The 26,421-nt window shown below is 43.7% G+C and carries 23 protein-coding genes; 10 read left to right on the forward strand and 13 right to left on the reverse strand.

Annotation, left to right across the window (positions count from 1 at the left end; all coding sequences use genetic code 11):
- Positions 1-130 precede the first annotated feature (130 nt).
- The 4 genes from HOP38_RS23735 to HOP38_RS23750 form a co-directional block, all read right to left on the reverse strand.
- A complete protein-coding gene (locus HOP38_RS23735; protein WP_198559155.1) occupies positions 131-2,095 on the reverse strand; it encodes a beta-prism lectin domain-containing protein in 1,965 nt (654 codons plus the stop codon).
- 60 nt (positions 2,096-2,155) lie between these two features.
- Positions 2,156-3,322: a hypothetical protein gene (locus HOP38_RS23740; RefSeq protein ID WP_198559156.1), complete on the reverse strand. Its 1,167-nt coding sequence runs from the start codon at positions 3,320-3,322 to the stop codon at positions 2,156-2,158.
- Positions 3,323-4,017: 695 nt separating this feature from the next.
- The gene (locus HOP38_RS23745; protein ID WP_006070923.1) at positions 4,018-4,512 is read right to left on the reverse strand and encodes a hypothetical protein; all 495 of its coding nucleotides are present in this window, start codon (positions 4,510-4,512) and stop codon (positions 4,018-4,020) included.
- Positions 4,513-4,542: 30 nt separating this feature from the next.
- Positions 4,543-5,055: a nicotinate-nicotinamide nucleotide adenylyltransferase gene (locus HOP38_RS23750; protein WP_038222203.1), complete on the reverse strand. Its 513-nt coding sequence runs from the start codon at positions 5,053-5,055 to the stop codon at positions 4,543-4,545.
- A 118-nt stretch (positions 5,056-5,173) separates the two neighbouring features.
- On the opposite strand from HOP38_RS23750, the gene nadE reads away from it, so the two are divergent.
- Together nadE and HOP38_RS23760 are read left to right on the forward strand one after the other, a co-directional pair.
- Complete coding sequence (gene nadE, locus HOP38_RS23755; RefSeq protein WP_006070921.1) at positions 5,174-6,004, forward strand: ammonia-dependent NAD(+) synthetase; 831 nt, start codon at positions 5,174-5,176, stop codon at positions 6,002-6,004.
- 218 nt (positions 6,005-6,222) lie between these two features.
- Entirely contained in the window at positions 6,223-6,468 is a 246-nt protein-coding gene (locus HOP38_RS23760; RefSeq protein WP_006070919.1) for an HP1242/YdcH family protein, read from the forward strand.
- A 62-nt stretch (positions 6,469-6,530) separates the two neighbouring features.
- Here HOP38_RS23760 and HOP38_RS23765 read toward each other — a convergent pair whose 3' ends face one another.
- Entirely contained in the window at positions 6,531-8,414 is a 1,884-nt protein-coding gene (locus HOP38_RS23765) for an MOSC N-terminal beta barrel domain-containing protein (RefSeq protein WP_423250106.1), read from the reverse strand.
- A gap of 134 nt (positions 8,415-8,548) precedes the next feature.
- Between HOP38_RS23765 and pyrC the strand changes: the two genes are divergently transcribed.
- Positions 8,549-9,574, forward strand: coding sequence for a dihydroorotase (gene pyrC, locus HOP38_RS23770; protein WP_006070917.1), 1,026 nt, complete (start codon positions 8,549-8,551; stop codon positions 9,572-9,574).
- A gap of 69 nt (positions 9,575-9,643) precedes the next feature.
- On the opposite strand, the gene HOP38_RS23775 is transcribed toward pyrC, so the two are convergent.
- Complete coding sequence (locus tag HOP38_RS23775; RefSeq protein ID WP_006070915.1) at positions 9,644-9,922, reverse strand: hypothetical protein; 279 nt, start codon at positions 9,920-9,922, stop codon at positions 9,644-9,646.
- A 96-nt stretch (positions 9,923-10,018) separates the two neighbouring features.
- On the opposite strand from HOP38_RS23775, the gene HOP38_RS23780 reads away from it, so the two are divergent.
- The 4 genes from HOP38_RS23780 to HOP38_RS23795 all read left to right on the forward strand — a co-directional run bounded on the left by HOP38_RS23780 (position 10,019) and on the right by HOP38_RS23795 (position 13,435).
- Positions 10,019-10,327: a DUF1289 domain-containing protein gene (locus HOP38_RS23780; protein WP_031495200.1), complete on the forward strand. Its 309-nt coding sequence runs from the start codon at positions 10,019-10,021 to the stop codon at positions 10,325-10,327.
- 96 nt (positions 10,328-10,423) lie between these two features.
- On the forward strand, positions 10,424-10,852 hold the full coding sequence (locus HOP38_RS23785) for an acyl-CoA thioesterase (RefSeq protein ID WP_038227218.1): 429 nt from the start codon (positions 10,424-10,426) through the stop codon (positions 10,850-10,852).
- A 147-nt stretch (positions 10,853-10,999) separates the two neighbouring features.
- A complete protein-coding gene (locus HOP38_RS23790) occupies positions 11,000-11,920 on the forward strand; it encodes a M14 family metallopeptidase (protein ID WP_198559158.1) in 921 nt (306 codons plus the stop codon).
- Between the two features lie 201 nt (positions 11,921-12,121).
- Complete coding sequence (locus tag HOP38_RS23795) at positions 12,122-13,435, forward strand: BamA/TamA family outer membrane protein (protein ID WP_006070910.1); 1,314 nt, start codon at positions 12,122-12,124, stop codon at positions 13,433-13,435.
- A gap of 22 nt (positions 13,436-13,457) precedes the next feature.
- Here the strand turns inward: HOP38_RS23795 and HOP38_RS23800 are convergent, their stop codons facing one another.
- Positions 13,458-14,336: a LysR substrate-binding domain-containing protein gene (locus HOP38_RS23800; protein ID WP_006070908.1), complete on the reverse strand. Its 879-nt coding sequence runs from the start codon at positions 14,334-14,336 to the stop codon at positions 13,458-13,460.
- Between the two features lie 167 nt (positions 14,337-14,503).
- Here HOP38_RS23800 and nagE point away from each other — a divergent pair, with 167 nt between their 5' ends.
- From nagE to HOP38_RS23815, 3 genes are all read left to right on the forward strand, one after another.
- Positions 14,504-15,976: an N-acetylglucosamine-specific PTS transporter subunit IIBC gene (gene nagE, locus HOP38_RS23805; protein WP_198559159.1), complete on the forward strand. Its 1,473-nt coding sequence runs from the start codon at positions 14,504-14,506 to the stop codon at positions 15,974-15,976.
- 371 nt (positions 15,977-16,347) lie between these two features.
- Positions 16,348-17,496 (forward strand): L-threonine dehydrogenase, encoded by a 1,149-nt coding sequence (gene yiaY, locus HOP38_RS23810; RefSeq protein ID WP_006070903.1) that lies wholly within the window; start codon positions 16,348-16,350, stop codon positions 17,494-17,496.
- Positions 17,497-17,663: 167 nt separating this feature from the next.
- A complete protein-coding gene (locus HOP38_RS23815) occupies positions 17,664-18,524 on the forward strand; it encodes a helix-turn-helix transcriptional regulator (protein WP_006070902.1) in 861 nt (286 codons plus the stop codon).
- Positions 18,525-18,729: 205 nt separating this feature from the next.
- Here HOP38_RS23815 and HOP38_RS23820 read toward each other — a convergent pair whose 3' ends face one another.
- The 6 genes from HOP38_RS23820 to phhA all read right to left on the reverse strand — a co-directional run bounded on the left by HOP38_RS23820 (position 18,730) and on the right by phhA (position 26,412).
- Entirely contained in the window at positions 18,730-19,455 is a 726-nt protein-coding gene (locus HOP38_RS23820; protein ID WP_031494586.1) for a hypothetical protein, read from the reverse strand.
- A gap of 81 nt (positions 19,456-19,536) precedes the next feature.
- Complete coding sequence (locus HOP38_RS23825; RefSeq protein ID WP_198559160.1) at positions 19,537-20,598, reverse strand: linear amide C-N hydrolase; 1,062 nt, start codon at positions 20,596-20,598, stop codon at positions 19,537-19,539.
- A 241-nt stretch (positions 20,599-20,839) separates the two neighbouring features.
- Positions 20,840-23,968, reverse strand: a complete 3,129-nt coding sequence (locus HOP38_RS23830) for an efflux RND transporter permease subunit (protein ID WP_198559161.1) — start codon at positions 23,966-23,968, stop codon at positions 20,840-20,842.
- A complete protein-coding gene (locus HOP38_RS23835) occupies positions 23,961-25,127 on the reverse strand; it encodes an efflux RND transporter periplasmic adaptor subunit (protein ID WP_038227226.1) in 1,167 nt (388 codons plus the stop codon). Before HOP38_RS23835 ends, HOP38_RS23830 begins: the two co-directional genes overlap by 8 nt.
- A gap of 165 nt (positions 25,128-25,292) precedes the next feature.
- Positions 25,293-25,628, reverse strand: a complete 336-nt coding sequence (locus tag HOP38_RS23840; RefSeq protein ID WP_006070894.1) for a 4a-hydroxytetrahydrobiopterin dehydratase — start codon at positions 25,626-25,628, stop codon at positions 25,293-25,295.
- A complete protein-coding gene (gene phhA / locus HOP38_RS23845; RefSeq protein WP_198559162.1) occupies positions 25,621-26,412 on the reverse strand; it encodes a phenylalanine 4-monooxygenase in 792 nt (263 codons plus the stop codon). Before phhA ends, HOP38_RS23840 begins: the two co-directional genes overlap by 8 nt.
- Positions 26,413-26,421: the final 9 nt, after the last annotated feature.

Below are 26,421 nucleotides of genomic sequence, written 5' to 3' on the forward strand. Positions count from 1 at the left end.
TTTAAGTAAGATTTTTCCCACCTGAATGCCGGCATTTTCCTTCACTAAATCATATCGTACGCTTAGTATTACTAAATAAAAGGCTCCTTAATAGGAACCTTTTAAATGTTTAAGCTAGGTAAATCTTGAATCAATCCCCAAACTTGAGTTGTAAACCACTTACCAACCAACCATTGGACCAAACGTTCAAACCTTTGACCTCCTGCCCCGCAGGCACAGCCGCACTTTGCTCTGTACGATTAGTCGCATAGCGCTTAGAACCGATCAACTTTTGACTACCATTCTGATAGTGAAATGTTAGAGCAACTAACTGACGGCCACCCCATCGAAAATCACCTCTTGTCGCCGTAACCGATTTTAGACCCGTTAGGCTAACTTGATACAAGCCGCCACCTGAGCCACCATGAAGGTTACTACGAGAGGTTCCTATGGCATCAATGGCAGCTCCCGCTCGAATATATAGCACTTTCGAAGAGGAAACTGACTGCGTAGCTGCGTTGTTACTTTTTACGCCTAAAACCGAACTCCAAGTAACCTCGCTACCGCTTTTATCACCACTTAACACCCACTGATTATTGATATAGGTAACGACTAAGGTTTCACCACGTTTAGGTGTGTAAGTTGTATCACCATTAACCACATTAAAGTGGTATGTAGATTTACGCTCAAACTTCAAACGGGTGAATTCTGGAACGCCCTCAGGAAGTACAAAGTTTCTAGTCCAATGCCCATCAGACGTGACCAGGTGTAGATCGCCCTTCTCAGTGATGAGGTTTTTTAAAGCCAGGCTACTGTTTTCGAGACTGCGTAACAGCGTATTACCGTTGACTAGGTAAAAACTGTAGTTTTTATCTACGGAAATACTAAACGACTTCGCGCGATCATTTGGATAGCCAGAGCCAGTCCAAAATCGTGCTTGGTTGTAAGTTCCGAGCTTACTGTTACCACCAAGGTCAGAATATAAAGTAATGGTAAGACCCGGATGCATTGTGATGGTAGAGAGCGTACGCTGAAGTCCAGATTTCAGCGGGGTAAGTTGCTCGATTTTCTCTCCAACTTCTACACACTGGCTGATTGCCCGTTCGAATTCACCATAATGCAATGCATGGTGCTGAAAGAAACAACCATAAGTGTCATCTCTCTCAAGAAAAACGTGTTTACCCTTATCCCCAACTGTATTACCTAGGTAAGTAGCGGATTTATTCCATGTGTCGTTAATCGTTGAGTTATGGCCAGAAAAATTACCGACCGTTGCTCGGTACCCTGATTTGATAGTAAGGCTGCTCGAATCTACCAATCCATAATTTGCCATTAAGTGTGGAAACTTCGGCGAGGTCATGTCCTTAGAGTGGTTTATCTCTTCTTCATCAAAGCACTTCTTGTTGCCCTTATAGTTGGGGTGCTGATACAAGCATAGAACAGATTCTTCAGGCTCCGGTTCTACTGGAGAACTATCAATTTCATAACTTGGTGTGCATGATTCAATGTAAGTCGGCTCATCTAAATAGAAACCACCGACCGAACACGCTTTAATGGTCTTCATATTAGACTCAATAGACGGCAGCGTGAGGAAAATTGAAGGTTGGCTGTAGCTGATCATATTCATTACCACATGACCATGTTGATCGAGTTGTTCGGTATAGTGAAAACCAAACCTTCCACTAATAATGTCGAAGTTACTAATCGAGGTAGCAGGTTCCTCATATTTTAACGAATCATTATCGAGTACGCGCACTGTTAGATTAGCGGTATTTCCCGCTGTGAACTTAGGCGACGAAGCTGACCTTAACGCATGGCTAGTCGACCATGATGTCGAACAGGTTGCTGTCTGTTCACTTGACACACAAAAACGTATATCTTTCATCGAACTGTTGGGAATTAAATAAGGTTTAGTGGAAATCGTTTTTCCTTCTTTCGTCACCCATTTAAGTTCAATGAGCTTATCGCCGACATAGTTTGTTGCAAGCTCATTATTTATTCTACCTAACAATATTTCACTGTCTTCAACTTTACTTTCAATATCAACTGACATTGCGTAAGCGCTTCCTAAAGGGCCAATTGCACCCAAGAGGAACAATAACGATGTTTTATTCATCATTAACTCCAATTTTGGTTTTATTATTTCCAAAGCTCTTTTAAATGAGACATAAAGCTTTTATTTAGACTCATCTTTAACAATACAACTTAGATATCCGTTATAGACTTCGCTTGGGGCAATTTGGGTTGTATTCGTGCCTGAGATAGATACTGTTTCAGCCCAAGTAATTCCAGCAAAGGTAAACGGACCATTAGTCGTTGTAGTATTGGTCCAATAGTTGGTCATTCCAGGCCAGCTATCATCAAATATCGATGTGTTTTGAGCTAAAGACTTAAGCTCACTACTTGTTGGTGGAGTGGCGCGTGGCGAAATGTATTTACAGTAGCTTTCAACAAGGTTGATACCTGTATTGGTCAAACGTGGTGATGCTACATACGTTTTACTGCCGACGGTTTCCTGCAGATAGCTCTGGCCAGGGAACAACAGAGTGAATTGCTCTTTTGTTGGCGGCTGTACCCAATTACCAAGGTTTTCCGGTCTTTCTGTTACGAGTCTAGTGCTGCAAGACGAAGGTTCGATTGTAGGACTCGCCCCATGTGAGGATAAGCCAAAAGTGCAAAGACTAACCAAAGGTACCGATGAAAGGTTCAACTGTGAGATTGTTGTGTTATAACTTGTGGATTGATTGGAGGTATTATGAGTAAAACCTGGCAAACGAGAGGTTGACTGAAGTACTGTAGTATCAGACTTCAGTGTATAAAATAGATCTGTGACATATGGAGAGCCAGATGGTAATTCATCTATACTTTCTGCTCCAATGTAATCCACACTTAATTTTATTTTTACAGAGGTATCTTCGTCGTTGATAATCTCTTCATTGGTTATCGTATTATTCACCTCCCAGTAATCATTAATGTCAGTATTAGGTGCTCTGCTGTTTCGAAGCTGAGCATCGTTATTACCAAATTTAGTAATTATCTTTAATGTATTTGAACAGTTAAAATCACCTTTTTCAATCAAACAGAGTTTTATGTCTTTATTTGTATCACTCTCACTTGGAGTATAAGCCACTCCCTTCGATATGATTTTATCATCGACCATCCAAACATAGTCATTAATACTACCATCTTCTTTATAATGATAGATTAAGTCTGAATTATCTGACGCAATAATAGGAAATCCTACAGTAGTAAACTCATCCCCTCTTGTTACTGATTCAATTTCAAGCCCATAAACTAAAGACGAACTTACTAAACTACCAAATACTAATATGTAGTTTTTCATACTTACCTCATATTTAAGATTCAATGTAAATCGAAACGACTTACATATCCAAGCTTAAACACAAGAAAATAACAAACCATCCTATTATTCGGTGTTAATTATTATTAATCCAAAACAGAGATCAACATCACTCAATTGACTTCAATATTTAAGTAGTAGCTCTATTTATCAGATGTAGCTGACGATTAGAACAGAAGCACTTTCGACTGTTCTCTCATTAAATACTTCGATTTTTTCGGCTGTATACTCAACACAGTTATTTGTTTTCTTTTGTATCTTGGTTGAGAAATCCCTTACATTTAACGCACAAGGTTCCTGCATGATCTTTCCTTTAAAGGTAATTTGGCCACTAACAGGGTTGCTGTTCACCTTCGAAGCCTCGTTAACTGGCTTATTTAACATACTTTCTGATAGTACAGATGTAGAGGTTAAAAGCAAAAATAATGACAAATACTTCATTTCTTACACACCTTATATTTTTCCTACATCTATTATTTAGCAAATATTCTCACGTAAGCAAGTTATTTCTTACATATAAATAGATTAATAAATATTATTTTTCTCACGATTCAATAAGTGATTATTTAATATGGGTATTTTTTAGAGAGAATTAGTACTTATGTAGGAAGCAGATTACTGAAGTAATCTGCTTTAAAGAGATTGGATAGTAATGAAGAGAGTTACCTTCTTAGATACTAAAACGGCACTTCCACCTGCATCATCATATCGCCTTGGTAGTCTTGATGCCAACGGTAGTCCAAGCGTAAACGTGGTTCTTTACCTTTTTCACCAAAGCCAACGCCGAAATGAAGCCCTTGTGCCATCAGCCATTCTTGCATCGACATTTCGTCTTTATGACGAGCGATTTCCTCAGGTACCCATAAACCAATACCAACAAAACTATTTTCTATGTTACCTGTTAGCACAGGTTCGGATTCTTGCGTAAGAAGCCATTGATCCCAATAAGAATCTTGTAGAGAGTTGATAGGAGGTTCGTCTTCTATTAAACCACCAAGCGTAATAACTTGGTTGCCAATATAGTTGAAGGGTTTAGAAATAAGCGAGCAAAACGACTCTTCCTCCGTCGCTTTTAAAACAACAGATTTGTTCGTATTGCTCTCACAAAATGCGAATGCGAGAGGACTATTCACCACTACTACTAAAGCAATACAACTCCACCTTGCTTTCATTTTTATTTTTCGTCCTTGTTATAATCTTTATCAATATAGCTTATGTGCGACCAAATGTTGAGCGACGCTAAGCGTCGTTAAGTGATCTACATTCAAACCTTGTGACAAACTATATCGTATCGTCGTCGAGCGGATCTTCACTTTTTCAGGGCAAGCGAGAATGGACCACCGCTCAACAATATCTTGCGCTTTATAAAACTTGCTAAAGCTGAAGAAATTGTCGGGACCAACAACAAAAGTTAGTTCAGCTTCTGGGTATCTTTTTTCTAACGCCTCCAATACAGCAAAAGTTGTCACAGAGGTTCCTGGTTCGTAAAGAGACTCTTCAATGTTGGAACGTTCAACATTGGCTTGTCCAATGTCAGAGATAAACATGTCCACTAACTGACAACGTATGCTGTAATCGAGCATACTTTTCCCCCATGCATGAGAGATACTAGGAACTAATAGTACTTTGTCAAAATGATTCAGAGATTGAATAACACTCTTATGCCCAAAGCTAGGAGGATTAAAAGCGCTACCAAATATCGCTATTTTTGTCATATGTATCTCAATAAATCGTCTCTCTGCATAGATTGACCCTAACTGTAACTTTTTTTCAGCGATTTTCGTAGGTATCATACGAGAAAATATTTTTTGCTTGCAGGAAAAGGGATCCCACATGGAACAACTAATTCGAGACGAAATGCGCGTGCTTCCGTCTATTGACCCACGCTTTGAGATTGAACGCCGCGTTGCTTTTATCAAGTCAAAACTTCAGCAATCTGGCTGCAAATCTATCGTCCTGGGTATCAGTGGTGGTGTTGACTCAACAACTTGTGGTCGCCTTGCTCAACTTGCAGTGAATGAACTGAATGAAGAAAGTAATTCTAGCGACTATCAGTTTATCGCTGTTCGCCTACCTTATGGTGAACAAAAAGATGAAGACGAAGCACAACTAGCCTTGTCTTTCATTGAACCAACTCATTCTGTTTCTGTGAACATTAAAGCGGGCGTTGACGGTTTGCACGCCGCTTCACATATAGCTCTAGAAGGCACAGGTCTACTACCAGAAGACAGCGCAAAGGTCGACTTTGTAAAAGGTAACGTAAAAGCTCGTGCTCGCATGGTTGCTCAGTATGAAATCGCGGGATACGTGGGAGGGTTAGTGCTAGGTACGGACCACTCGGCAGAAAACATTACTGGTTTCTACACCAAATTTGGTGACGGTGCTTGTGACCTTGCCCCGTTATTTGGCCTGAGCAAACGCCAAGTTCGTGAAGTAGCAGATACCCTTGGCGCGCCAGAGCAACTCGTTAAGAAAACACCGACTGCAGATCTGGAAGAACTCGCACCTCAAAAAGCGGACGAAGATGCGCTCAACCTGACTTATGATCAGATTGACGATTTCCTCGAAGGTAAGCCTGTATCTCAAGAAGTCAGTGATCGCCTCGTTGCCATTTATAAAGCAACACAACATAAACGCGAGCCAATCCCAACGATCTACGACTAAGTTGATTTCCTTCATAGAGCCAGCAATTATTTGCTGGCTTTTTTTAACCCTGTGATTTACCTCTCTGAAATCAGATCTTGCCATCGCTCAACTTTTAATCAGCTTAAAGATGTGCCATTGTTATAACAGCACTAGTGATCACAAGTGCCGTTGGCACCCAGAGTCACTTGTGCGAATGCCCAAGCGAAAACTATTGTTCACCAATAAAAGGGGTTGCTATGTTAGGCGAAGATCACTCTCTTCTGAAGGAATTTCCAGAGCATCAAGACGTTATTCATGCCCTTGCGGCAAGCGATGAAGGCTTTGCAGCTGACACGAAAAACTACAACGCGCTGGATAAAGAAATTCGTGTGTTAGAACTGAACGGTTCTCCTATCGAAGATACCGAAATGCATCAACTGAAACACAATAGAGCGGTACTAAAAGATTCGTTGCATCAACGTATAGTGAGTGCTTCAAAGTAGGCAATAAATAGAAAGTCGGTGCCAGTTGGACACTGGCACCAAACAGCCTCGCAATTCCCTATTTAACTGACAATATCCACATCTGTCTGTGGTACTGCACAACAAGCTAAAACCTTTCCTTCTGCAATTTCACTGTCTTGAATCGCCGGTACATCAGGCTGATGAACTAAGCCCGACTCTACCGTAACCTTACACGCGCCACAAAACCCCGCGCGGCAACTGTGAGCAACTGCAAGACCGGCTTTTTCTGCTTGCTCTAGAATCGTTTGCTGATTGTCCCCCTCAAACACCGTACCATCTAAACTAATTTGTACGGTTTTGACCACTTGTTCCGTTGCAGTAGCGACCCCAAAAGCCTCTTGGTGGTAGTGATCTTCAGGTAGTCCTTTCTTCAACATCAAGTTCTTTGCTTTTTGCATAAAGCCGTCAGGTCCACAAACGAAGACTTGTCTCTCAGTAAGGTCGGCAATTTGTTTTAGATGGGACAAACTAAAACGTCCTTTTAATCCCTGCCAATCCTCTGATGGTTGCGTCAGTGCCAATATCACCGTGAGATTTTTATTTTGCTTCTCTAGGTTTTTCAACTCATTCGCAAATGGGATATCAGCGTAAGTCGAACATTGATGGTAGAACACCACATCTCGTATATCGTTTTGGTCGGTAAGGTCGCGCAGCATCGACATCATCGGAGTTACGCCACTTCCTGCAGATAATAATAACAGCGGCTCATGTTCAGAGTTGGCAATATGGAATGAACCGTTAGGCTTATCGGCAATCAAGGTGTCACCTACTTGAAAATGATCAAACAGCCAATTCGATACTTCTCCACCATCAACTCGTTTCACCGATATCGCTAAGCGCCCAGGACGACTTGGACTTGATGATAAGGTATACAAGCGCTTGACCGCTTTACCATCCATATTGAGTTCTATCGGTAAATGCTGGCCTGCTTTGTAGCTTGGCATTGCACCTTTCTGAGGTTCTAACCAAAAAGTTTCAAAATTCCTCGCGACATGCTCTCGCTCGACACAAACAAATTCTTGTTTATTCGCATCCAGATCCTCGTAGTGCTCTTTGTCTTTGTATTCCAGTACTTCGATAGCATCACCAGTGCGAATCATACCCTCATTCTTTGCCACAAGGTTTTGACCAAAGAACACGCCACCGCGTTCATTGGCACGGAAGCGTGAGAAGGTCGTTAGCGGTTCTTTGCTGGCTCTGAATTCCGCTTTTTCGACATCAACTGTTGTCAGAATGCAACGCTCACATGGCTTTACAGCTTCAAACTCTACATCACCGATCTTAATTCTCTTCCATGAGTCCTCGATAAATGGCTCGTCCGAGTCAACCACTAAGTTGGTTCTGAATTGCTCCATACTATGTACTTCACTGCTTCGCTTATTCAATTCCGCTAGTGAACCGGAGCTAATGATAAGTAAAGGATAGCCGTCTGCAAAGCTCACATTATGACCCAGTTTTTCTCTTACCCGGTTTGATTGCTCGCCAGTGAAAAGTAGCTCAACCCTTTGATTCAATACTTCACTGAACCAATCATCCGCTTCATCTGTTGTCGTGTAAGCAGAAAAACTGTCTGCCCATACTGTAGCGGTCGTATCCTGCATTTTAAATGTACTGTATTGCAGCTTTAAAGGAGGCAGTCCAGGGTAAGTGAAGATAATACCTGTCGGTAGAAGGCTGGATGACACTTTTACCATGTTAGGGTATTTGCGTGCGGTCACCATTGAACCATCGGCCAATGCCACCATAAAACGACGGTCAAAACAAAGCCCTTGTTTTTCAACCCATGAAGAGGAAAGAGAAATACCTCCAACTGACTTAACTGGATAGATATTGATTTGGGAAAGCAGAGTAGATTTTGCCACGACTGAGCCCTTTTTCTTGTTATGTCCATTTGCAGAGCACAATGTTAACGCCTTTTTGCACATTGTCCCAGAAACATAGTGAAATCTAAGTCGTTTTCCTCTATCATCCTGTCGCCTAAACGTAAGCGATTGCATTCACATTTTTCGCGGCCGTTTAGGCTCCGTTTCAAGAAGAATCTAACTTGGTGGGAGCCCAAATGACTACATTGACTATTACTCGTCCTGACGACTGGCACGTTCACCTTCGCGATGGCGAAGTACTAAAAGATACCGTTCGGGACATCAGTCGCTACAACGGCCGCGCATTGATCATGCCTAACACTATCCCACCTGTCACTGACACTGAAATGGCACTTGCGTATAAAGCGCGCATCATGGCCGAAAAACCATCTGAGCAGTTTGAGCCTCTTATGGCGCTGTACCTAACCGACAACACCTCTCAAGAAGAAATTCGTAAAGCCAAATCGGCAGGTGTGGTAGCGGCAAAACTGTACCCAGCAGGTGCAACAACGAACTCAGATTCTGGCGTGACTTCAGCAAAGAACATCTACTCTGTATTAGAGACAATGGAAGAAGTTGGAATGCTACTTTTGGTTCACGGTGAAGTGACTACTCACGACGTTGACATCTTCGACCGTGAAAAAGAGTTCCTCGATACGGTACTGGCTCCAATCGTTAACGACTTCCCTAACCTTAAGATTGTTCTTGAGCATATTACGACAGCCGATGCAGCTCAGTTTGTTAAAAATGCCAACGACAACGTAGCAGCAACAATTACCGCACACCACTTGATGTATAACCGCAACCATATGCTCGTTGGCGGTATCAAGCCACACTTCTACTGCCTACCAATTCTAAAACGCGGTACGCATCAACAAGCATTAGTAGAAGCGGCAACTAGCGGAAGTAAGAAGTTCTTCATAGGTACTGACTCTGCACCACACGCTAAAGGCAAAAAAGAAGCCGCTTGTGGCTGTGCTGGCTCATACACTGCTCACGCAGCAGTAGAGTTATACGCAGAAGTATTCGAGCAAGAAGGCAAGCTAGAGAATTTAGAGGCATTCGCAAGCCACAACGGCCCAGACTTCTATGGACTACCACGTAACACAGATACTATCACGCTAGAGAAATCTGAATGGAACGTGCCAGAAACCATGCCATTCGGTAATGACATTGTTGTACCTATCCGTGGGGGAGAAACGGTCAACTGGCAAGTGAAGTAATTTTTACTGATGTACTTATCGTCAAGGCTCCCATTCTCAATGGGAGCCTTTTTTATTGATTAGGGAACGTTACTGAATCGGCAGCGACGTCATCCCAAAATGAATCGCAACTGGCAAAATTAAAGCTTGAATGAACAAGATAAAACTAATATTGCGGCTTTTTACTCGCACCAAAATTGGCGACAGTGCAAACAGCAGCAAACAGATTGCCGTTAGGGTGGAGTTATCCAAATAGAGCCACAACACTAAATATCCACTTAACAAAGCGAGCGCTATGTTGGAGAATGCAAGCTTGCGAGCTAAGGCGAGAATAAACATCACGCCAATAATTAAAAAGAGTGTCGTCATTTATTTTTGCAAATGATAATTATTACCATTTAATTCTAACGCTCTAGAACAAACTGTGCAACCTATTGATTTAAATCTATGACTAAAACTATTGCTATCGCCACTCCCTGTAAAGCCGCCTGTAAAAACGAAGGTGGCATTTGTTCTGGTTGCTTTCGTACCATGGACGAATTGTCTGCATGGCGTTTAATGGAAGAAGAAGAACGCGATGACAAAATGGAGCAGTTAGCAGGTTCTGCAACTACACACGTTTGCCCCAAATGTGGAGAAGCCGCCTATTGTGACATCTCTGCGGGCCACGATACCTGTTGGTGTTTTGAACTGGACAAGCGCGATACGTCTTCTATCGAAAAATCCGATCTGTGTTTGTGCCGAAAATGCCTCTCAACCCTACCTATTGAATAAACCCCCAAACGGGGTACTCAACTTTGCACCGTTGATGTTGCATTATTGTTAATTCCAAAATAGAGTAAATGCACAAACTTAATAAGGGATAACAATATGGAATCGTTACTTAAGGACTACTCTGTCGTTACAGAGATCCCTGTCGCTTGGGGCGAAATGGATGCACTTAATCACGTCAATAACGCAGTGTATTTTCGATACTTTGAAACCGCGCGACTCGACTACTTCAGTCACATTAATCTAATGGAAGACATGGCAGTCACGAATATAGGCCCAGTACTTGGGGAAACCTATTGCCGCTATAAACTGCCTGTCACCTACCCCGATACATTACTTGTCGGCTCTCGAATTACTGAGGTACAAGAAGACCGCTTTAAGATGGAATATCAAGTGGTCAGCAAGAAGCTTGGCAAAGTCACCACGACGGGGACAGCGACGATCGTCATGTTTGATTTCACCACCAATCAAAAAGCCCTGATTTCTGACAAACTCATGTCAGCGATTGAACAAGCAAACCGCGATTAAACGCGATCAAACGCGATCAAACGAGCCGTTTGGACCGCTAGCTCAGTGGTCCGAAAATGATTTGTCACAATCTTCACACCATGCTCGTTGCACGTTAAACCTTGCAAAGCTATTCTTGCAGCACAAACAATATCGAGAATGGAAACCATGAAAAACCAGTTTCACTACCCTATCGGTACCCCAGGACAGAAATGGACTGAGGAAAACGTTATCCAATGGCGCGAATCGACTACTGTTAAGCGTCTGTACAGCGAAGATGTACTCCCAAAGATCGCAGCGCTAAAAGATACCTTCAATATTGAGCAATATGGTGCGCTTTCATATGATGTTGATCGATTCCCACTCTTCGTATTAAAAACCAAATCTTGGGATTCACAGAAGCCAACGGTTCTTGTTACTGGTGGTGTTCATGGTTATGAGACTTCTGGCGTCCACGGTGCGCTTCAGTTCGCCAGAGAAAACGCCTCTCACTACGAGTCTCTGTTCAACATCGTTATCGCACCATGTGTCAGTCCTTGGGGTTATGAAACGATCAATCGTTGGAACCCGAATGCTGTCGACCCTAATCGCTCTTTCTATACAGATTCACCAGCAGAAGAGTCTGCGAACCTCATGGCGATGGTTGCATCGTTAGATACCACTGTTTTGGCACATATCGATTTACATGAAACAACGGATACAGATGAAAGCGAGTTTCGACCAGCACTAGCGGCACGCGATGGTCTCGACTACATCGAGGACAATGTTCCTGACGGTTTCTATCTTGTCGGCAATACCGAGAATCCCGCAGATGAATTTCAAGCGACGATTATCCAACATGTAGAAAAAGTGACTCATATTGCCCCGCCAGACCAAAATGGCAATATTATCGGTTCTAAAGTCGTTCAGAATGGCGTCATCAATTACCCACTGAAAAAGCTCAGCCTTTGCACCGGCATGACGGATTGTGAGTACTCAACCACAACTGAAGTTTATCCAGACAGTCCAAAAGTCACCTCACAAGAGTGTAACGATGCTCAAGTAGCGTCTGTGGTTGGGGCTTTGGAATATTTAAAGGCGCGTATGTAGTAATCTTCACTCGCGACTCTATAACCCAAGCCACGGCTTGGGTTTTCTATATTTGCACGTATAACCACTAAATTTACAAAACCATTGTTAAAAAGCCGCCAAAATAACCACTTAGTGTTTTCTATCTCCTAAAATAACGTTAGGCTATTTATCGTTACACCATAATAAGAATGAAAAATCTCACAAGGAAGTCTAACTCGTATGACATATCGCCGTATTATAAGTGTCATCGCTGCTATATCGTGCTCACTCACTGCAGTGGTGGCGCAAGGAGCGACACCAACTAACGTCAAGTCGCGTATTGACCGACAGGAAACGCCAGACAGAATTAGAGAATCCATGGTACTGCCTTACCTATTTAGTACAGAGACCATGGGGCTTAATGTCGGTGTTGGCGGCATGATAAAAGGTATCTACCAAGACCAGATGACCATAGGTGGCACTGTCTTTGGAGGTGAAACCAGTTATGCACTAGCTGGAGGTGTTTGGAACTACATGATTCCAGGAACCGAACGCGTGTTCTTGAGTGCATACGGCATGTTTGGGTATTACCCAAAACAACGTGCTTATACTTCAGGTAATGCCTATTACACCCCACCTCGTCCCGGTAGCAATGGCTCATCTAATCTAGATTATTTGGAAGCGGATGGCGCATCTAACTGGTTTGATATCAAGATGGAGTATGTACTTCCTATTGGTGTAACCAGAGACAAAGGACTCGTTGACTATCAGATCCGCAACGGTTTGTTAGTCTCAGAGCCTTCCGGAGGTAAAGAGTGGAATCCGTTGACCAGCGGCTCAACTATCTTTGTAGCTCGCCAATTTAATCGATACCAATCTTTTGAGTTTCAACAAGGGGACGTCGACGGCGCGATTCATGCGATGGAGTTTGGCATACTCTACGATAATACCGACTTTGCCCCCAACCCTTCCTACGGTAGCCGACAATACATCGCAACTTCTCACGATTGGGGCTGGTTTGAGTCTAAAAAGCAGTGGTCGTTCAACGAACTTGATATGAGCAAATACTTTTCGCTCGGCAAGTCGGATTGGGCATCACAACGAATTATCGCGATGAACTTCTGGACCGGTTATTCACCTACTTGGGAAGTAACGGATAACCCTAATGGCACTCAGTCTATAAACGGAAATGCACCTTATAATGAGGGGGCAACTTTAGGTGGCTTTACTCGTATGCGTGGCTACGACAATAACCGATTCCACGACAAAGCCGTGATTTATGGCTCTGCAGAATATCGTTATACGTTGGCCTATAACCCTATTAAAGATATCTCTTGGTTGAATTTCTTGAGAGTAGACTGGATCCAACTTGTAGGCTTTGTTGAGGTAGGTCGCGTAGGTTCTGCCTACACGGCGAACGAACTTCTTACCGATCTCAAGTACGATGGCGGCGCATCAGTTCGTGCATTGATGGCCGGATTGGTCGTTCGTGCCGATTTAGCTAAGTCTCCAGAAAGCACTAACTTCTGGATTATGGTTGATCATCCATTCTAAATTTTCGTTCCGATAGCCAACACTATAGTTGGCTATCGATCCAATGAATAAATGTCCGGATTTTTGGTCTTTCTTCATGACCATTTAGACATACCAAATCATAAGTTTGGCTAGTGCTCATTGAAGGGTAAGGGCAAACCAACTCGCCTCTCTCAATATAGTCTTTAACAAAATAATACCTCCCCATCGCTAAGCCAAGTGAGTTCAGGGCTCCGGTCAGATCTAACCCTCGATGCCCAACACAATAAAAGTGTCTAAAGATATTGAGATCATAGTCGTGATATTTAATCCAGCGCTCCCAGACATTTGACCCTAATGCATGTATAAGATTGACCTCTTTCAGTCCATCTAGGCCACGTTCAAAGAGCTTAAATCGTTGAGCGTATTCAGGCGAACAAATAGGAATATAGCGCTCACCAAAGAGAGGTTTAACGAAGCAGTCCTTTGGTTTGTCATCGCCATAATAAAACGCGATATCAACTTGGTCATTCTCGAAGTTCTGTTGCTCTTCGTGGACAAGAATATTTACATTAAAGTTGGGGTAGCGCTGATTAAAATCTTTGAGTCTTGGTACTAACCAAGACGAGGCAAAATTTGGCGAACTGGCTATCGTGATCTCCCCACTCATATCCGTCGATTTAATTTCTTCGATCTCACCAAAAATGGAGTACAACGATTTTGAAAGCGTTTGATGAAACCGTTCGCCCTCCTCTGTAAGCCCCAGTTTCCTTGTGCCTCGGGTAAATAGATTAAAACCAAGCGACTTCTCAAGCACCTTAATTCGATGGCTCACCGCACCCTGAGTCAAGTGCAATTCCTTCGCTGCAAGGGTAAAACTCAGTACTTTTGCTGCGACATGGAAGGTATGCAGATTCCTCAATAAGGTTTGTTCATTCGCCATAACACGGCCTCTACTTATTAAAAATTTTAATCCATAGTACCCGAAAATTAGTTTGTTCGCATCGATAAATAAGTTTCAAATAGCAACTAGAAAACGAATAAACACCCTGTCGTTGCAAGTAAGTACAGGGCGCAAGTTCCGTGGATAATAAACACAAAGAGGTTTGAATGAACATACTCGGCTATATGCAAAAAGTAGGTAAGGCATTAATGGTTCCAGTGGCCACCCTGCCTGCCGCTGCGATTTTAATGGGGGTTGGATATTGGTTGGATCCAACAGGTTGGGGAGCAGACAGTACCCTTGCTGCGTTTTTAATTAAGTCCGGCGGTGCAATCATCGATAACATGGCAGTGTTGTTTGCCGTTGGTGTTGCATTTGGTTTAAGCAAGGACAAAAATGGCTCTGCTGCATTGTCTGGTTTTATCTGCTTCTTAGTACTGACAACTCTTCTTTCTCCAGAAACCGTGCAGCAACTTAAAGGTATTAGTGCTGACGAAGTTCCGGCAGCCTTTGGCAAAATCTCCAACCAATTTGTTGGTATTATTGTCGGTATAGTCTCTGCTGAAATCTACAATCGCTACTCAGGTGTAACGCTACCTAAAGCGCTGGCATTCTTCAGTGGAAAGCGCCTAGTCCCTATTCTGACTTCTATTGCGGGTATGCTGTTAGCCTTCGTGCTTCTATATGTCTGGCCTGTAGTGTATGACGCTCTTATCGTGTTCGGCGTTAAACTTCAATCTATGGGTGCATTAGGAGCAGGTCTATTTGGCTTCTTTAACCGATTAATGTTGACCGTTGGCATGCACCACGCCCTGTACCCTGTTTTCTGGTTTGATGTCGTTGGCATTAATGACATTCCTAACTTCTTAGGCGGTGCTCAGTCTATTGCTAACGGAACAGCTACGGTTGGTGTGACTGGCATGTATCAAGCAGGCTTCTTCCCAATCATGATGTTTGGTCTTCCTGGTGCAGCATTGGCGATTTACCACTGTGCAGATAAAAAGAACAAATCAGCCGTGTTTTCTATCATGCTTGCTGCTGCGATGGCCTCTTTCTTTACAGGAATTACTGAGCCACTAGAGTTTAGCTTTATGTTCTTAGCTCCAGGTCTGTACTTACTTCACGCCGTACTGACTGGTATTTCACTATATATTGCTGCAAGTATGCAGTGGATCGCAGGATTTGGTTTCTCCGCCGGTTTTGTCGACCTAGTCCTGTCTAGTCAAAACCCGCTTGCTGTTCAGTGGTATATGCTTATTGTGCAAGGCTTAGTTTTCTTCGCCATTTACTACTGCGTGTTCCGTTTCGCTATTTTGAAATTCAACTTAAAAACGCCAGGTCGTGGTGAAGACATGGCTCCAGAGCCAGAAACAGCGGTAGACGGTGATCAAGGTATCGAAGGCTTAACTCACCAGTATATTGAAGCCCTAGGTGGTAGTGACAATATTACTGAAGTAGACAATTGTATTACTCGCCTACGCCTATCAGTAAAAGACTCTGGCATTGTAGACAAAGAAAAACTCAAACAACTTGGTGCCGCAGGCGTTGTTCCAGTTGGTAAGAACGGTATTCAAGTCATCATAGGACTAGGAAAGGTCGACAAAGTCGCCGAACAGATGAAAGTCGCTTTAGCGCAATGATAACGGACTCGTGATGTAAACCCTTTCTCAATTTGTTGAATCACCTTCAACAGAGAAAAATCGGCGGTATCACCTTACCGCCTCCCCCTCGAAGTGCAGAGTCGCTTAGTCACCGACTTTGCACTTCTTTTTAATCCGCTAACCTACTAATTTATAATATAAATATTCTCATAACATTCAGGCTAATCAAATTTCGACTATTTCTATAAAATCTGCGCTAGTTTGCTATTCAAACCTACTGTTACTCTTCAATCAACGATAAAAAGCACCTCTAAAGTGGTAGTACGAGTGCATTACTGCCCCCGCGGTAATGCCACTGTTTCTTGAGATGTGCGGTCAAAAATATTATTAAACATTGAACGAGGTAGAGCATGTCTAACGCTTTCTATATTCCATCATTAAACCTAATGGGTGTCGGCTGTCTTGAAGAAGCGGTAAACGCTATCAAATCACATGGCTTTACTAAAGCTCTTATCGTTACCGACAAGGTTTTAAACGAGCTGGGCGCAGTAAGTAAACTCACTACTTTGCTTGATAGTGCAAACGTAGCAGCGGTTGTGTTTGACGAGACTAAACCAAACCCAACTATCGAGAACGTGAACGATGGCTTAGCGCTACTAAAAGGCAATCAGTGTGATTGTGTGATTTCATTCGGTGGCGGCTCCCCTCATGATTGCGCAAAAGGTATCGCATTGCTTGCGACTAACGGCGGAGAAATCAAAGACTACGAAGGTGTTGATGTATCAGCGAAGCCTCAGTTACCGCTGATCTCAATCAATACAACGGCAGGAACTGCTTCTGAAATGACACGTTTCTGCATCATCACAGATGAGGCTCGCCACATCAAAATGGCAATTGTAGACAAGAATGTGACGCCAATTATCTCTGTAAACGACCCTGAGTTGATGCTGGCTAAGCCTGCGTCTCTTACAGCGGCAACTGGGATGGACGCACTTACGCACGCGATTGAAGCTTATGTGTCTATCGCAGCTACACCAGTCACGGATGCTGTTGCGATCAAAGCTATCGAAATGGTGCAAGCAAACCTTCGTGAGGCGGTGCAAAACGGTGACAATCTAACTGCACGTGACAACATGGCTTATGCGCAGTTTATGGCAGGTATGGCGTTTAACAATGCTTCACTGGGCTATGTTCACGCTATCGCTCACCAACTTGGTGGCTTCTACGATCTTCCTCATGGTGTATGTAACGCAATCTTGCTACCACACGTTCAGCAGTATAACGCTAAGGTAGTACCTGCACGCTTAGCTGACGTCGCGCGCGCCATGGGTGTTGATACTAATGGCATGACTGATGAGCAAGCCGCGAATGCAGGTCTTGATGCTATTCGTCAACTATCTAAAGATGTGAACATTCCGGCTGGTCTTGAACAGCTTGGTGTAAAACGCGACGACTTCGATGTACTTGCAGAGAACGCGTTAAAAGACGCTTGTGGTTTCACCAACCCTAAACAAGCAAACCACGAAGAAATCGTAGCCATCTTAGATTCAGCGCTGTAATTATTCGACACGTTTAACGTGCAACATCACAAAAATGCAGGCCAACCGATTGCCTGCATTTTTGCGTTTAAAAAGCTCCCGCCTTTCCTAACTCAGATCAATGTTACCTTCTTGCCATCTCCCTACTATTAGCTTTCAGGCGATGAAAACAGAAAGACGCATTATTTATGCATAAACTAAACAGCTTTAGTCGAGTGGCAGAACGTGAGTACGCACTATCTACCGGTAGCTTAAACTTACTCTATTACGATCTTCCAAAAGACTTTCACGATGAGTACCGCTCTTACGATGCTCCTCGCCTGTGTACCATTTTAAAAGGCACCAAATCGGTGAGTGTCAATCAGTCGCAGAGCTTCCAATACAACCGTGACCAATTTGTTCTGTTACCACCTAATTCGAACATCTACATGAAGATGCCTGAGTACACCAAAGCACTGGTGTATGAATTCGATGAACAAATGATTGAAGGCGTCAGTCAACGTGTTGCTGATACTCTAGAAGTCGATTCACCAACAGCATTAGAGTCACAAAGTTTCGCGGTCAATTCCATCGACAAAAGAATCGACAAACTACACACTCGAATGCAAGAGATCCTTCGAGAGCAAGAAGCCTGCATGGACTTTCTGATCGACCTGACCGGACAAGAATTGGTGTTTGAGTTGCTGCGCAATAATACTTGCCAAAGTATCATCTCGAACCATCGCTCTCACCCCATCAGTAAAGCGATTAGGATTATGAATTCACCTATGGGACTAAAGATGACGTTAGCTCAGGTAGCAGAAGAAGTGGGATTGTCTCAGTCGAGTTTTTCTCAGAAATTTAAAGCAGCAACACAGCTAAGCCCTAAACAATACCTAACTCAACTTAGACTGCAGTCCTCAAAACAAAGTCTCAACAAATTGAGTGTTACTGATGCTGCCTATGAAGCCGGATATGACAATATTTCTCACTACATAAGACTGTTTAAGAATGCTTACGGCCTAACTCCAAAGCAATACCAACGTTCGCTAATTCATGGCAGTCATTAAAAATGGTGCCTTAATTAAAAGGCACCTCCTGTTCTAATCGTCGCTAGAACACTATTCAGCGTTATTCTTGCCTGAACTTCAGCGACGAAGTTCAAACCAAAACATCATAAAGGCCGCACCGATTAGAAACGCCAAAATAAAACTGCGGTCATCCATGACACACATGGCAACAATGTCTAGTGTGTCTTCCACAGGTTCACCTCAACTAAAAGTAATAGCTGGCTTGTAGCCAACTGACCGTGTCTTTCTTGCTCACTTTATTGTCCGCGGTATGTTCAACTTTGAAACCAATGGACGCATAATCAGTCACCATATAGCCGCCGCCAATTTCTATTTGTGGAACAAACTCTTTGGCGCGAGTAATGTATGTCGCTTTAGGGTTGGCATAGAGCCAGTGACCAGCATCAAACCCATACATCGCATAAAGACCGCCTTGAACTAACGCCGAGTTTTTAAAGGACGATTTACCTTCTACCGCGATGTCGTGTTTGCTATCCATATAGCCGCCGTAGAGCATTGGAAACACAGAGATATTAGGGGTAAGTTCGATCTTGTAGATAGCACCCGCTAGCGTCGTCGTGGTATTTCGATTTCCGATGACATCCAGGGAATAACCTAGGCCGTCGTTAACCTTAAAATAGCGAACGCGGTAATCTATATCTGTCTTGCCTTCAATATCTTTCTTGTCACCGATACCTAAATCAGCGAAGACCATATGCCCTTGCCCCCAACCAAACACACTGTTGAGTTGAGTACGATCGTTTGATCTAGACAGTCCAACCATTGAGAATAGAGCCGTCGGATCGCCATAATTAATATCTTGAACCGAAGCTTCTGGAGCGACATCTTTTTGGTGAGTCGATGTCACTTCATTTGCCCAAACGCCCGCAGTAATCAAACTTAGAGCCATGGCAGTTATAGTGTTTTTCATATTTATACCTAATTAAACAAAAATCCCTTTAATTAGGTCATCCGTGGATTTCACAAGGCATTGCCAGAGTGATAAGAAGGGTTAACTACACGTAGAGAAGGTAGCGACATTTGATAGCTCAGCTTGTTCTACTAAATCAGCACATGATACGGTTTTGATGTCGTTAAGCTGACTGAGGTCGATGCGAATCTCACTGTACGTATCAAAGTTGCGCATCTTGAATGAGCCATTTTCGAAGTTGTAGGTATATTGAATCCAGCTGGCATATGTTTCACCGTTTGCTGGGTCAATAATGTCTTGGGGCACTAGATTCCCTGAATCGAATGTGGATTGGAGCTTACCCTCTGTCTGTGCCCATGAAGCCTGTGGGTCAAACTTAACATGAGCAGAGTTGTACAAGCCTCGTAGCATTCTTTCTGGGGATGAGATGGTAGAGCCGATGTTATGGCCATTTTCGACATAATTAAAGTCACCTACTTTTGTTGCATTCTCATCGTGATATTGCTGCAAAGGGGCGTTAGCCATTACTCGCAGTTTGTCGTTCACAGAACCGCGATGCACCATCATTTTGCCGCCTTCATTGAGCTCAAACAAAGCAATGTCACCAGATTTGTCCTGTACTGAAATATGCAAGCCATGCTGGGTACCATGAATACCATCGGCCCAAGCAAACTGGAATTCATTTGCTTCAAACGCAGTGACCGCTTCTTCTACCGTTTTAAAGTTTTGCGCCATAAAAGCTGCGGCATCACCCCAGTTAACTGCCGGTGCACCGGTGTCCTTGTAATCCTTGATGAATGCTTGCGAATCGTACATATATAAAGTTGAAGCAGATAAACCTTGATTGTTGATAGCCTCACCCGATGTATCAACAAACACGGCACGTTCTTCTAAGTTCAATGTCGGATACTTCACCGTCCATTTCGCCGCAGTTTTGTACGATGGAACCGCTTTAGTTGCCACCTCAACACCCGCTGGTGACATAATCGCATACGTACCAAGTTTCTGTCCCCAATCAAGTGTTCTAACTTGAGATACACCATATGGCGTATCAAGTGTGATGCGAGAACATGCGTTGGCGGTTCCAACGAGTACACTTGATGCTGTAGCAGCTAATGTAAGCGCGATAATTGTCTTCTTCATTTTCAACCCTCTAATATGTTCACGGTAGCAAAACCGTGTTTTGTCACCTGTTGATAGAGCAAACTTTAATCGCTGACTAGAAGTACATCAAAGTGATTAGTATATAAATATCGAATAGGTCAATCAGAAAGAGGAAGTAGTAAGGTAGGAATATCAACCCTTTCCCTCTGGCATACAGCACCAAAGGGAAAGGTTAGTTTTAATGATTACAATGAATTAAAATCGAAAACCATCACAACAATCATACTGCTGTTGTGTTTTGATTATCTTTAACTGGAAAGTACACTCGTTTCAGTTTGCTAAAAGCTTTGCCTATATCCTCAAGAATCACATATAAGCACGGAACGGCAATGAGAGTTACGACGGTGGCGTACATCACAGCAAAGCCTAAAGCAACTGCCATAGGTTTAACAAACGCCGCCTGAAGACTGGTCTCGAACATGATGGGCAACACCCCAAAGAACGTAGTGATAGAGGTCAGCGTTATCGCCCTAAACCTCGCACAGCCAGCTTCAACCACGGCTTGCTTCGCACAATCACACCGCGCTTTGATTTGGTTGACGTAATCAGTCATCACTAACGAGTCATTAATCACAACCCCCGCCGCCGCAATCAAACCAAATGTGGACATCATGCTCATATCAAGGCCATAGAAATAGTGCCCCCATATCGCACCTGTTAGGCTAAACGGAATAACAGACATAATGATAAACGGCTGGGCATAACTTTTTAATGGCACAGCCAATAGAATGTAAACCGTTATCATCCCTGCGATAAAGAACACTATCTGCTCTGCTTTTTGCTTTTGCTGTTCCTCAATGGTGCCACCTAACTCAGTTTTCACTTCAGGGAATTGAGCGCGTAGTTCCGGAAGCACATTATTTTCAATATTCTTCACTGCTCTATCGGGTTCAATCACCGCTTCGTCAATAGAACCATAGATATAAACCGTTCTAAAACCATTCTCTCGTCGTATTTGGTTGATGCCCGGCTTACTGGTGATATTAACCACATCGCCCAACATCACTTTTTTGCCTGATGGGGTATTAATCAAGGCATAGCGCAGTGAAGAGAACGCTTCTCGGGTCAACTTAGGGTAGCGAACCATTACCCTGACTTCTTCAGTATTCCGAAGTACTCGCTGCGCCTCTCCCCCATAAAAGCTGCCTCCAACCTGCGACGCTACATTAGCTAGATCCAGTCCGAGATCATAAGCCACAGGTTTCAGCGAAAGTTGTACTTCGCGACTGCCCGTATCCATCGAAGAACTGATATCAAACAACCCCGTCTGGAGCTGAAGCTTTGAAATCAGCTCACGTCCAGCGGCATTCAGCACTTCCATATCAGGGCCATACAGCAAATAACCAAACTCGTCGCCCTCTTCGCCACCAGCCACATTATCGTTAATAACAATGGATTTCAGACCAACAATCGTCGGCATTTTTTCGCGCCAACGACGAGACAGCTCAAACGCATCAACTGGACGCACGTCTTCATCAACAAGAGGAAGGATGATCATGCCTTCGGTGCGACTAGTGTTAATCGTCATCATGTCGCGAATAACAGGCTGCCCGTACTCTTGCTCTATATCCTTGTCGACCTCACTCACCACTTTTTCAAGAGTGAGTAAGGCATCAATCGTTTGTTCATCGGACGCATTGCTGTTCATCTCAATTTTGATCATTGGAAAGTCAGACGGAACTTTAGGGCTAGGGATCATACGTACATGCCCTGACGTCAGCATTGCCGCACTGATAACCAAAATTGCGATAAAGCCAGCCATCACAGACCAACGCCACTCCACACACCACGACACGGTGCGCTTGTATGGCCCATTAACAAAGCGGAAAAATGAGCGATTGAAACGGGCACGATAACTGTTCTCTTTGACTGGGGTAAATTTGGTATGAGCCAAATGCGCTGGCAGGATGAGTTTCGACTCTATCAAGCTGAAAATCAGACAGAAAATAACAACGATAGAAAGACCATAGAAAAAAGCCTTCTCTGGTCCTGTCGAGAATAAGAACGGAACAAACACAGCAATAGTTGTCAGTACCCCAAATGTTGCAGGGGTTGCGACACGCTGAGCGCCACGCACGACATTAGTGACCCCTCCACCTTCTTTTTCAACCTCGGTGTAGACACTTTCTCCTATGACGATGGCGTCATCTACCACAATACCGAGCACCATAATAAACGCGAACAGTGTGATGATATTGATACTGACATCAAACAGCGGCATCAGCATAACCGCTCCTAAGAAACAGACCGGTAAACCAACCATAACCCACATAGCTAAGCGGAATCGCAGGAAAATGGTCAGCAAAACCGCTACCAGAACCGCACCTTGCAACAGGTTCTTAAGCATCATATCCAGTCGAGCATTCAAATAGAACGTCATATCCATCAAAGTGTTGAGTTGAATACCATGAGGTAACGTTTGATTTCTTGCGTCAATAAAGCGCTTCACCGTCTCGGCCACAGGCACCATATTTTGGGTTTTGGTTGCCTTAACCGTCAAATAGATACCGTTCTCACCTGAATACTTAAAGTAGTGTTGCCCTTCAGTAAACTCGTCTTTTATTTTGGCAATATCACCCAATAAGACCTTGGAGCCATTGGCGCCAACTTTGACGGGTATCTGCCGAAATTCAAAACCATCGTAGTACTGGTTCTCAATTCGAATCGACACTAAACCCGTACTAGTCCTGACTTGTCCTGCGGAGAAATTTGCCGAGTATTTTTGAATCGCCGCGACTACATCGTCAAGCGTTAGATCATAGGTTCGTAGCTCATCTGGGTGAATTTCAATACCGATTTCATCGGGTGGAGAGCTGACTTCAACCAAAGAAACGTCATTAAGCTGTAATAGTTCTTTCTCTACCTGCTTCGCAATGGTTTTCAGCTCTGATAACGACGTATTGCCTGACAGCACCATACCAATAACGTCTTGCTTAAACTCTATCTGCGTGACCTTAATCGGCTCCATCGCCTTGGGGAAACTAGCTATGGCATCGACTCGCTGCTTTACCTTATCCAGTACTTCCATAAGGTTTGCCTTGGTATCAATTTCCAAAGTTACCGCACCGCCACCTCGATAAGCGTCAGTCACCGCTTTTTTAATCTCGGTGACATCTTTCAGAGACTCTTCCACTTTGATTAGGATCGTCTCTTCTATTTCCTGAGCAGAAACCCCTGGGTAAGACGCTGTCACATTAATGTAGTTGATTTCAAAATTTGGGAACATCTGGCGCTGAATCAGAAAGTAGCTGACGGTTCCCATGATCAAGATAAACGCCATCAAAAGGTTGGCGGCTACCGAGTTATTGGCAAAAAGGGCGATAATGCCGCGTTGAGTGGACTTACTCACTGGCTTCTCCTTGGTTCACCAATACCTCTGAATTACTATTCGAGCGAATCACCGACATTCCAATTTGCGGGAACTCGGGCACAGTTAATACCAGTTCATCGCCTGTTTTCACACCAGAATCGATAAAGAAGTTTGCCTGCTCTTCACGCAAAACATGGACACTTTTAGGGACGAGCTTGTCTTCTTGATCGACAACCCAGACTCGCTCATCAGTGACCAATTCTTGCGGCACTTTAAACAGGTTTGGGATCTGTTTACCGTTGAAGACCACTTCAACATATGAACCAAAAGGTAATGGTTTGGCATCCGTTGTCAGCGCATAAGGGTCCTTGATTCGAATTACTAGGTTTGCCATACGCGTAGCACTGTCTACCACTCCTAGATCTCGCATAATCACACCATCTCGAACCGAGTTAGTGCGACCTTTAGAAATGACGTCGGCTTTCACTCCTACAATATTGTCAGGTAAGAAAGGCGCGTCGAAGCCTGCAATGGGTACCATCACCTCTGCTGATTCAATGTTATTCAGCTCCGCAACTTGTGCGCCTGAAGTAATGTACTGACCAACACCGATGCTTCTGGAGACCACCAACGCATCATAAGGCGCTTCAACTTCACAGTTGGCAAGATCACGATTGGCTCTGCGCAATGCAGCCTGCGCCGATTTAACGCTGGCCTCAGCGCTTAGCACTTGAGGAATACGCAGATAGAGGTCCGAGACTTGGGTATCTTTGATTTTCTTTGCCTGTCTTTCGGCAACTTTCGCCTTAGCACGCTCTTCAATTAAGGCCGCTTGCGCCTGCGCGAGTTGTGCTTGGGCTTGCAGCACCGCTGCTTGATAGTTATCTTTTTCGATGGTGAAAAGAATTTCGCCGCGTTTTACCACGCCGCCTGCCACAAAGTTCGGATGCCAACTGGTAACTTCACCGGAAACTTGTGTTGATAACGCAGTGCGCTCAAGTGGCACTACCTCACCAAAACTTGAGATTTGCACCTGATGATTTTCGGCTTTTAGGATTTGGGTTTTAACTCTTGGGACGGTATCGACTTGTTTTTGGTCTTCAATTTCTGGAGCCGTTTGCTCCACTAGCATAAAGCCACCAGCGGCCACACCTAAAATCGCGAATGGTAGAATCCATTTAATACTGCGCTTGAACATAGCTTCCCTTGATTTATATTCTTCTGCTTTGATTATTGTACGTAATTTCAGCTAGAGAAACTGTAAGGAAACCTCATCTTTTTCTGTGTTTGTGTGAAGAGCAGCAATAAGAACAAGAAGGTATGCATCACAACATACCTTCTACACTAGATTCATTCGATGGGATTATGAGTGCGACAGCGAATCACATTTAGCCGCGCAGATAAAATCGTTTTGGTGTAATCCTTTTATTGAGTGGCTCCACCAAGTCACGGTTACCTTCCCCCACTCCAAAAGAATTGCAGGGTGATGAAACTCATCTTCTGCTAGCTCAGCAATCTTATTAGAAAAGGCCCAAGCCAATTTAAAATTCTTAAAACTAAACTGTTTTTCTAACTGAGGAATCCCATCTCTCTCGATAATGCTCCAGCCGTTCAGTTCTGTCAGTAGTTGTTGCTGTTCTTCCTTCGTTAATGCCAGTGCATCGCTACTACACGCTTCACAGCGCAGTTCATTAAGCATGAGTCTTATCCTTTGGTTCAAATAGTGGTGGCAACAATCCAGCGTTCATCGCTCGATTAACGTATTCGGTGAGACCGCCCGATCGTAGTTGGTATAGTTGGTCAATATCGTCCAGTACAAAGTAGGTCGGCTGCATGATATCAATGCGGTACGGAGTTCTTAACACGGTATCCAAGTCGAAAGCTTGGCGCAGTGCTCGTTCATCATCTAACGCATAGAGAGTTTCTCCCGGTGAAGAGAGAATTCCACCGCCGTAAATTTTAGTTAGACCGTTTTGTTCCACTAAACCAAACTCAACGGTAAACCAGTACAGTCGAGCCAAATATACTCGCTGTTTGGCGTCAGCATCACTGCCTAGCTTGCCGTAGATTCGAGTAAATTCGGCAAATTGCGGATTGGTCAACATGGCACAATGACCAAATACCTCATGAAAGAAGTCGGGCTCTTGTAAGTAGTCAAACTCTTCTCTCGACCGCAAAAACGTCGCAACAGGAAACTTGCGGTCGGCCAATAACGCGAAAAATCGGTCAAAATCAATAAGCGCCGGTACTGGCTCCACTTGCCACCCCGTTTCTCTATGTAGCACTCGGTTAATTTCAGGTAGCTGCGGAACACGATCAAGGGGTAGATCTAACAAGTCTAGGCCGTGCAAATACTCCTTACACGCTCTCTCTTTCACCAAACCGAGCTGTCGAACAACCAAGTCATGCCATATCTGATCTTCCTCGCTGCTCCACTCCACAAAACCGAGCTCGTTCACAGGTTTTGATACGTACTGAGTCATCTCGTCACC

The organism is Vibrio mediterranei (assembly GCF_013364395.1).
Lineage (GTDB): Bacteria > Pseudomonadota > Gammaproteobacteria > Enterobacterales > Vibrionaceae > Vibrio > Vibrio mediterranei.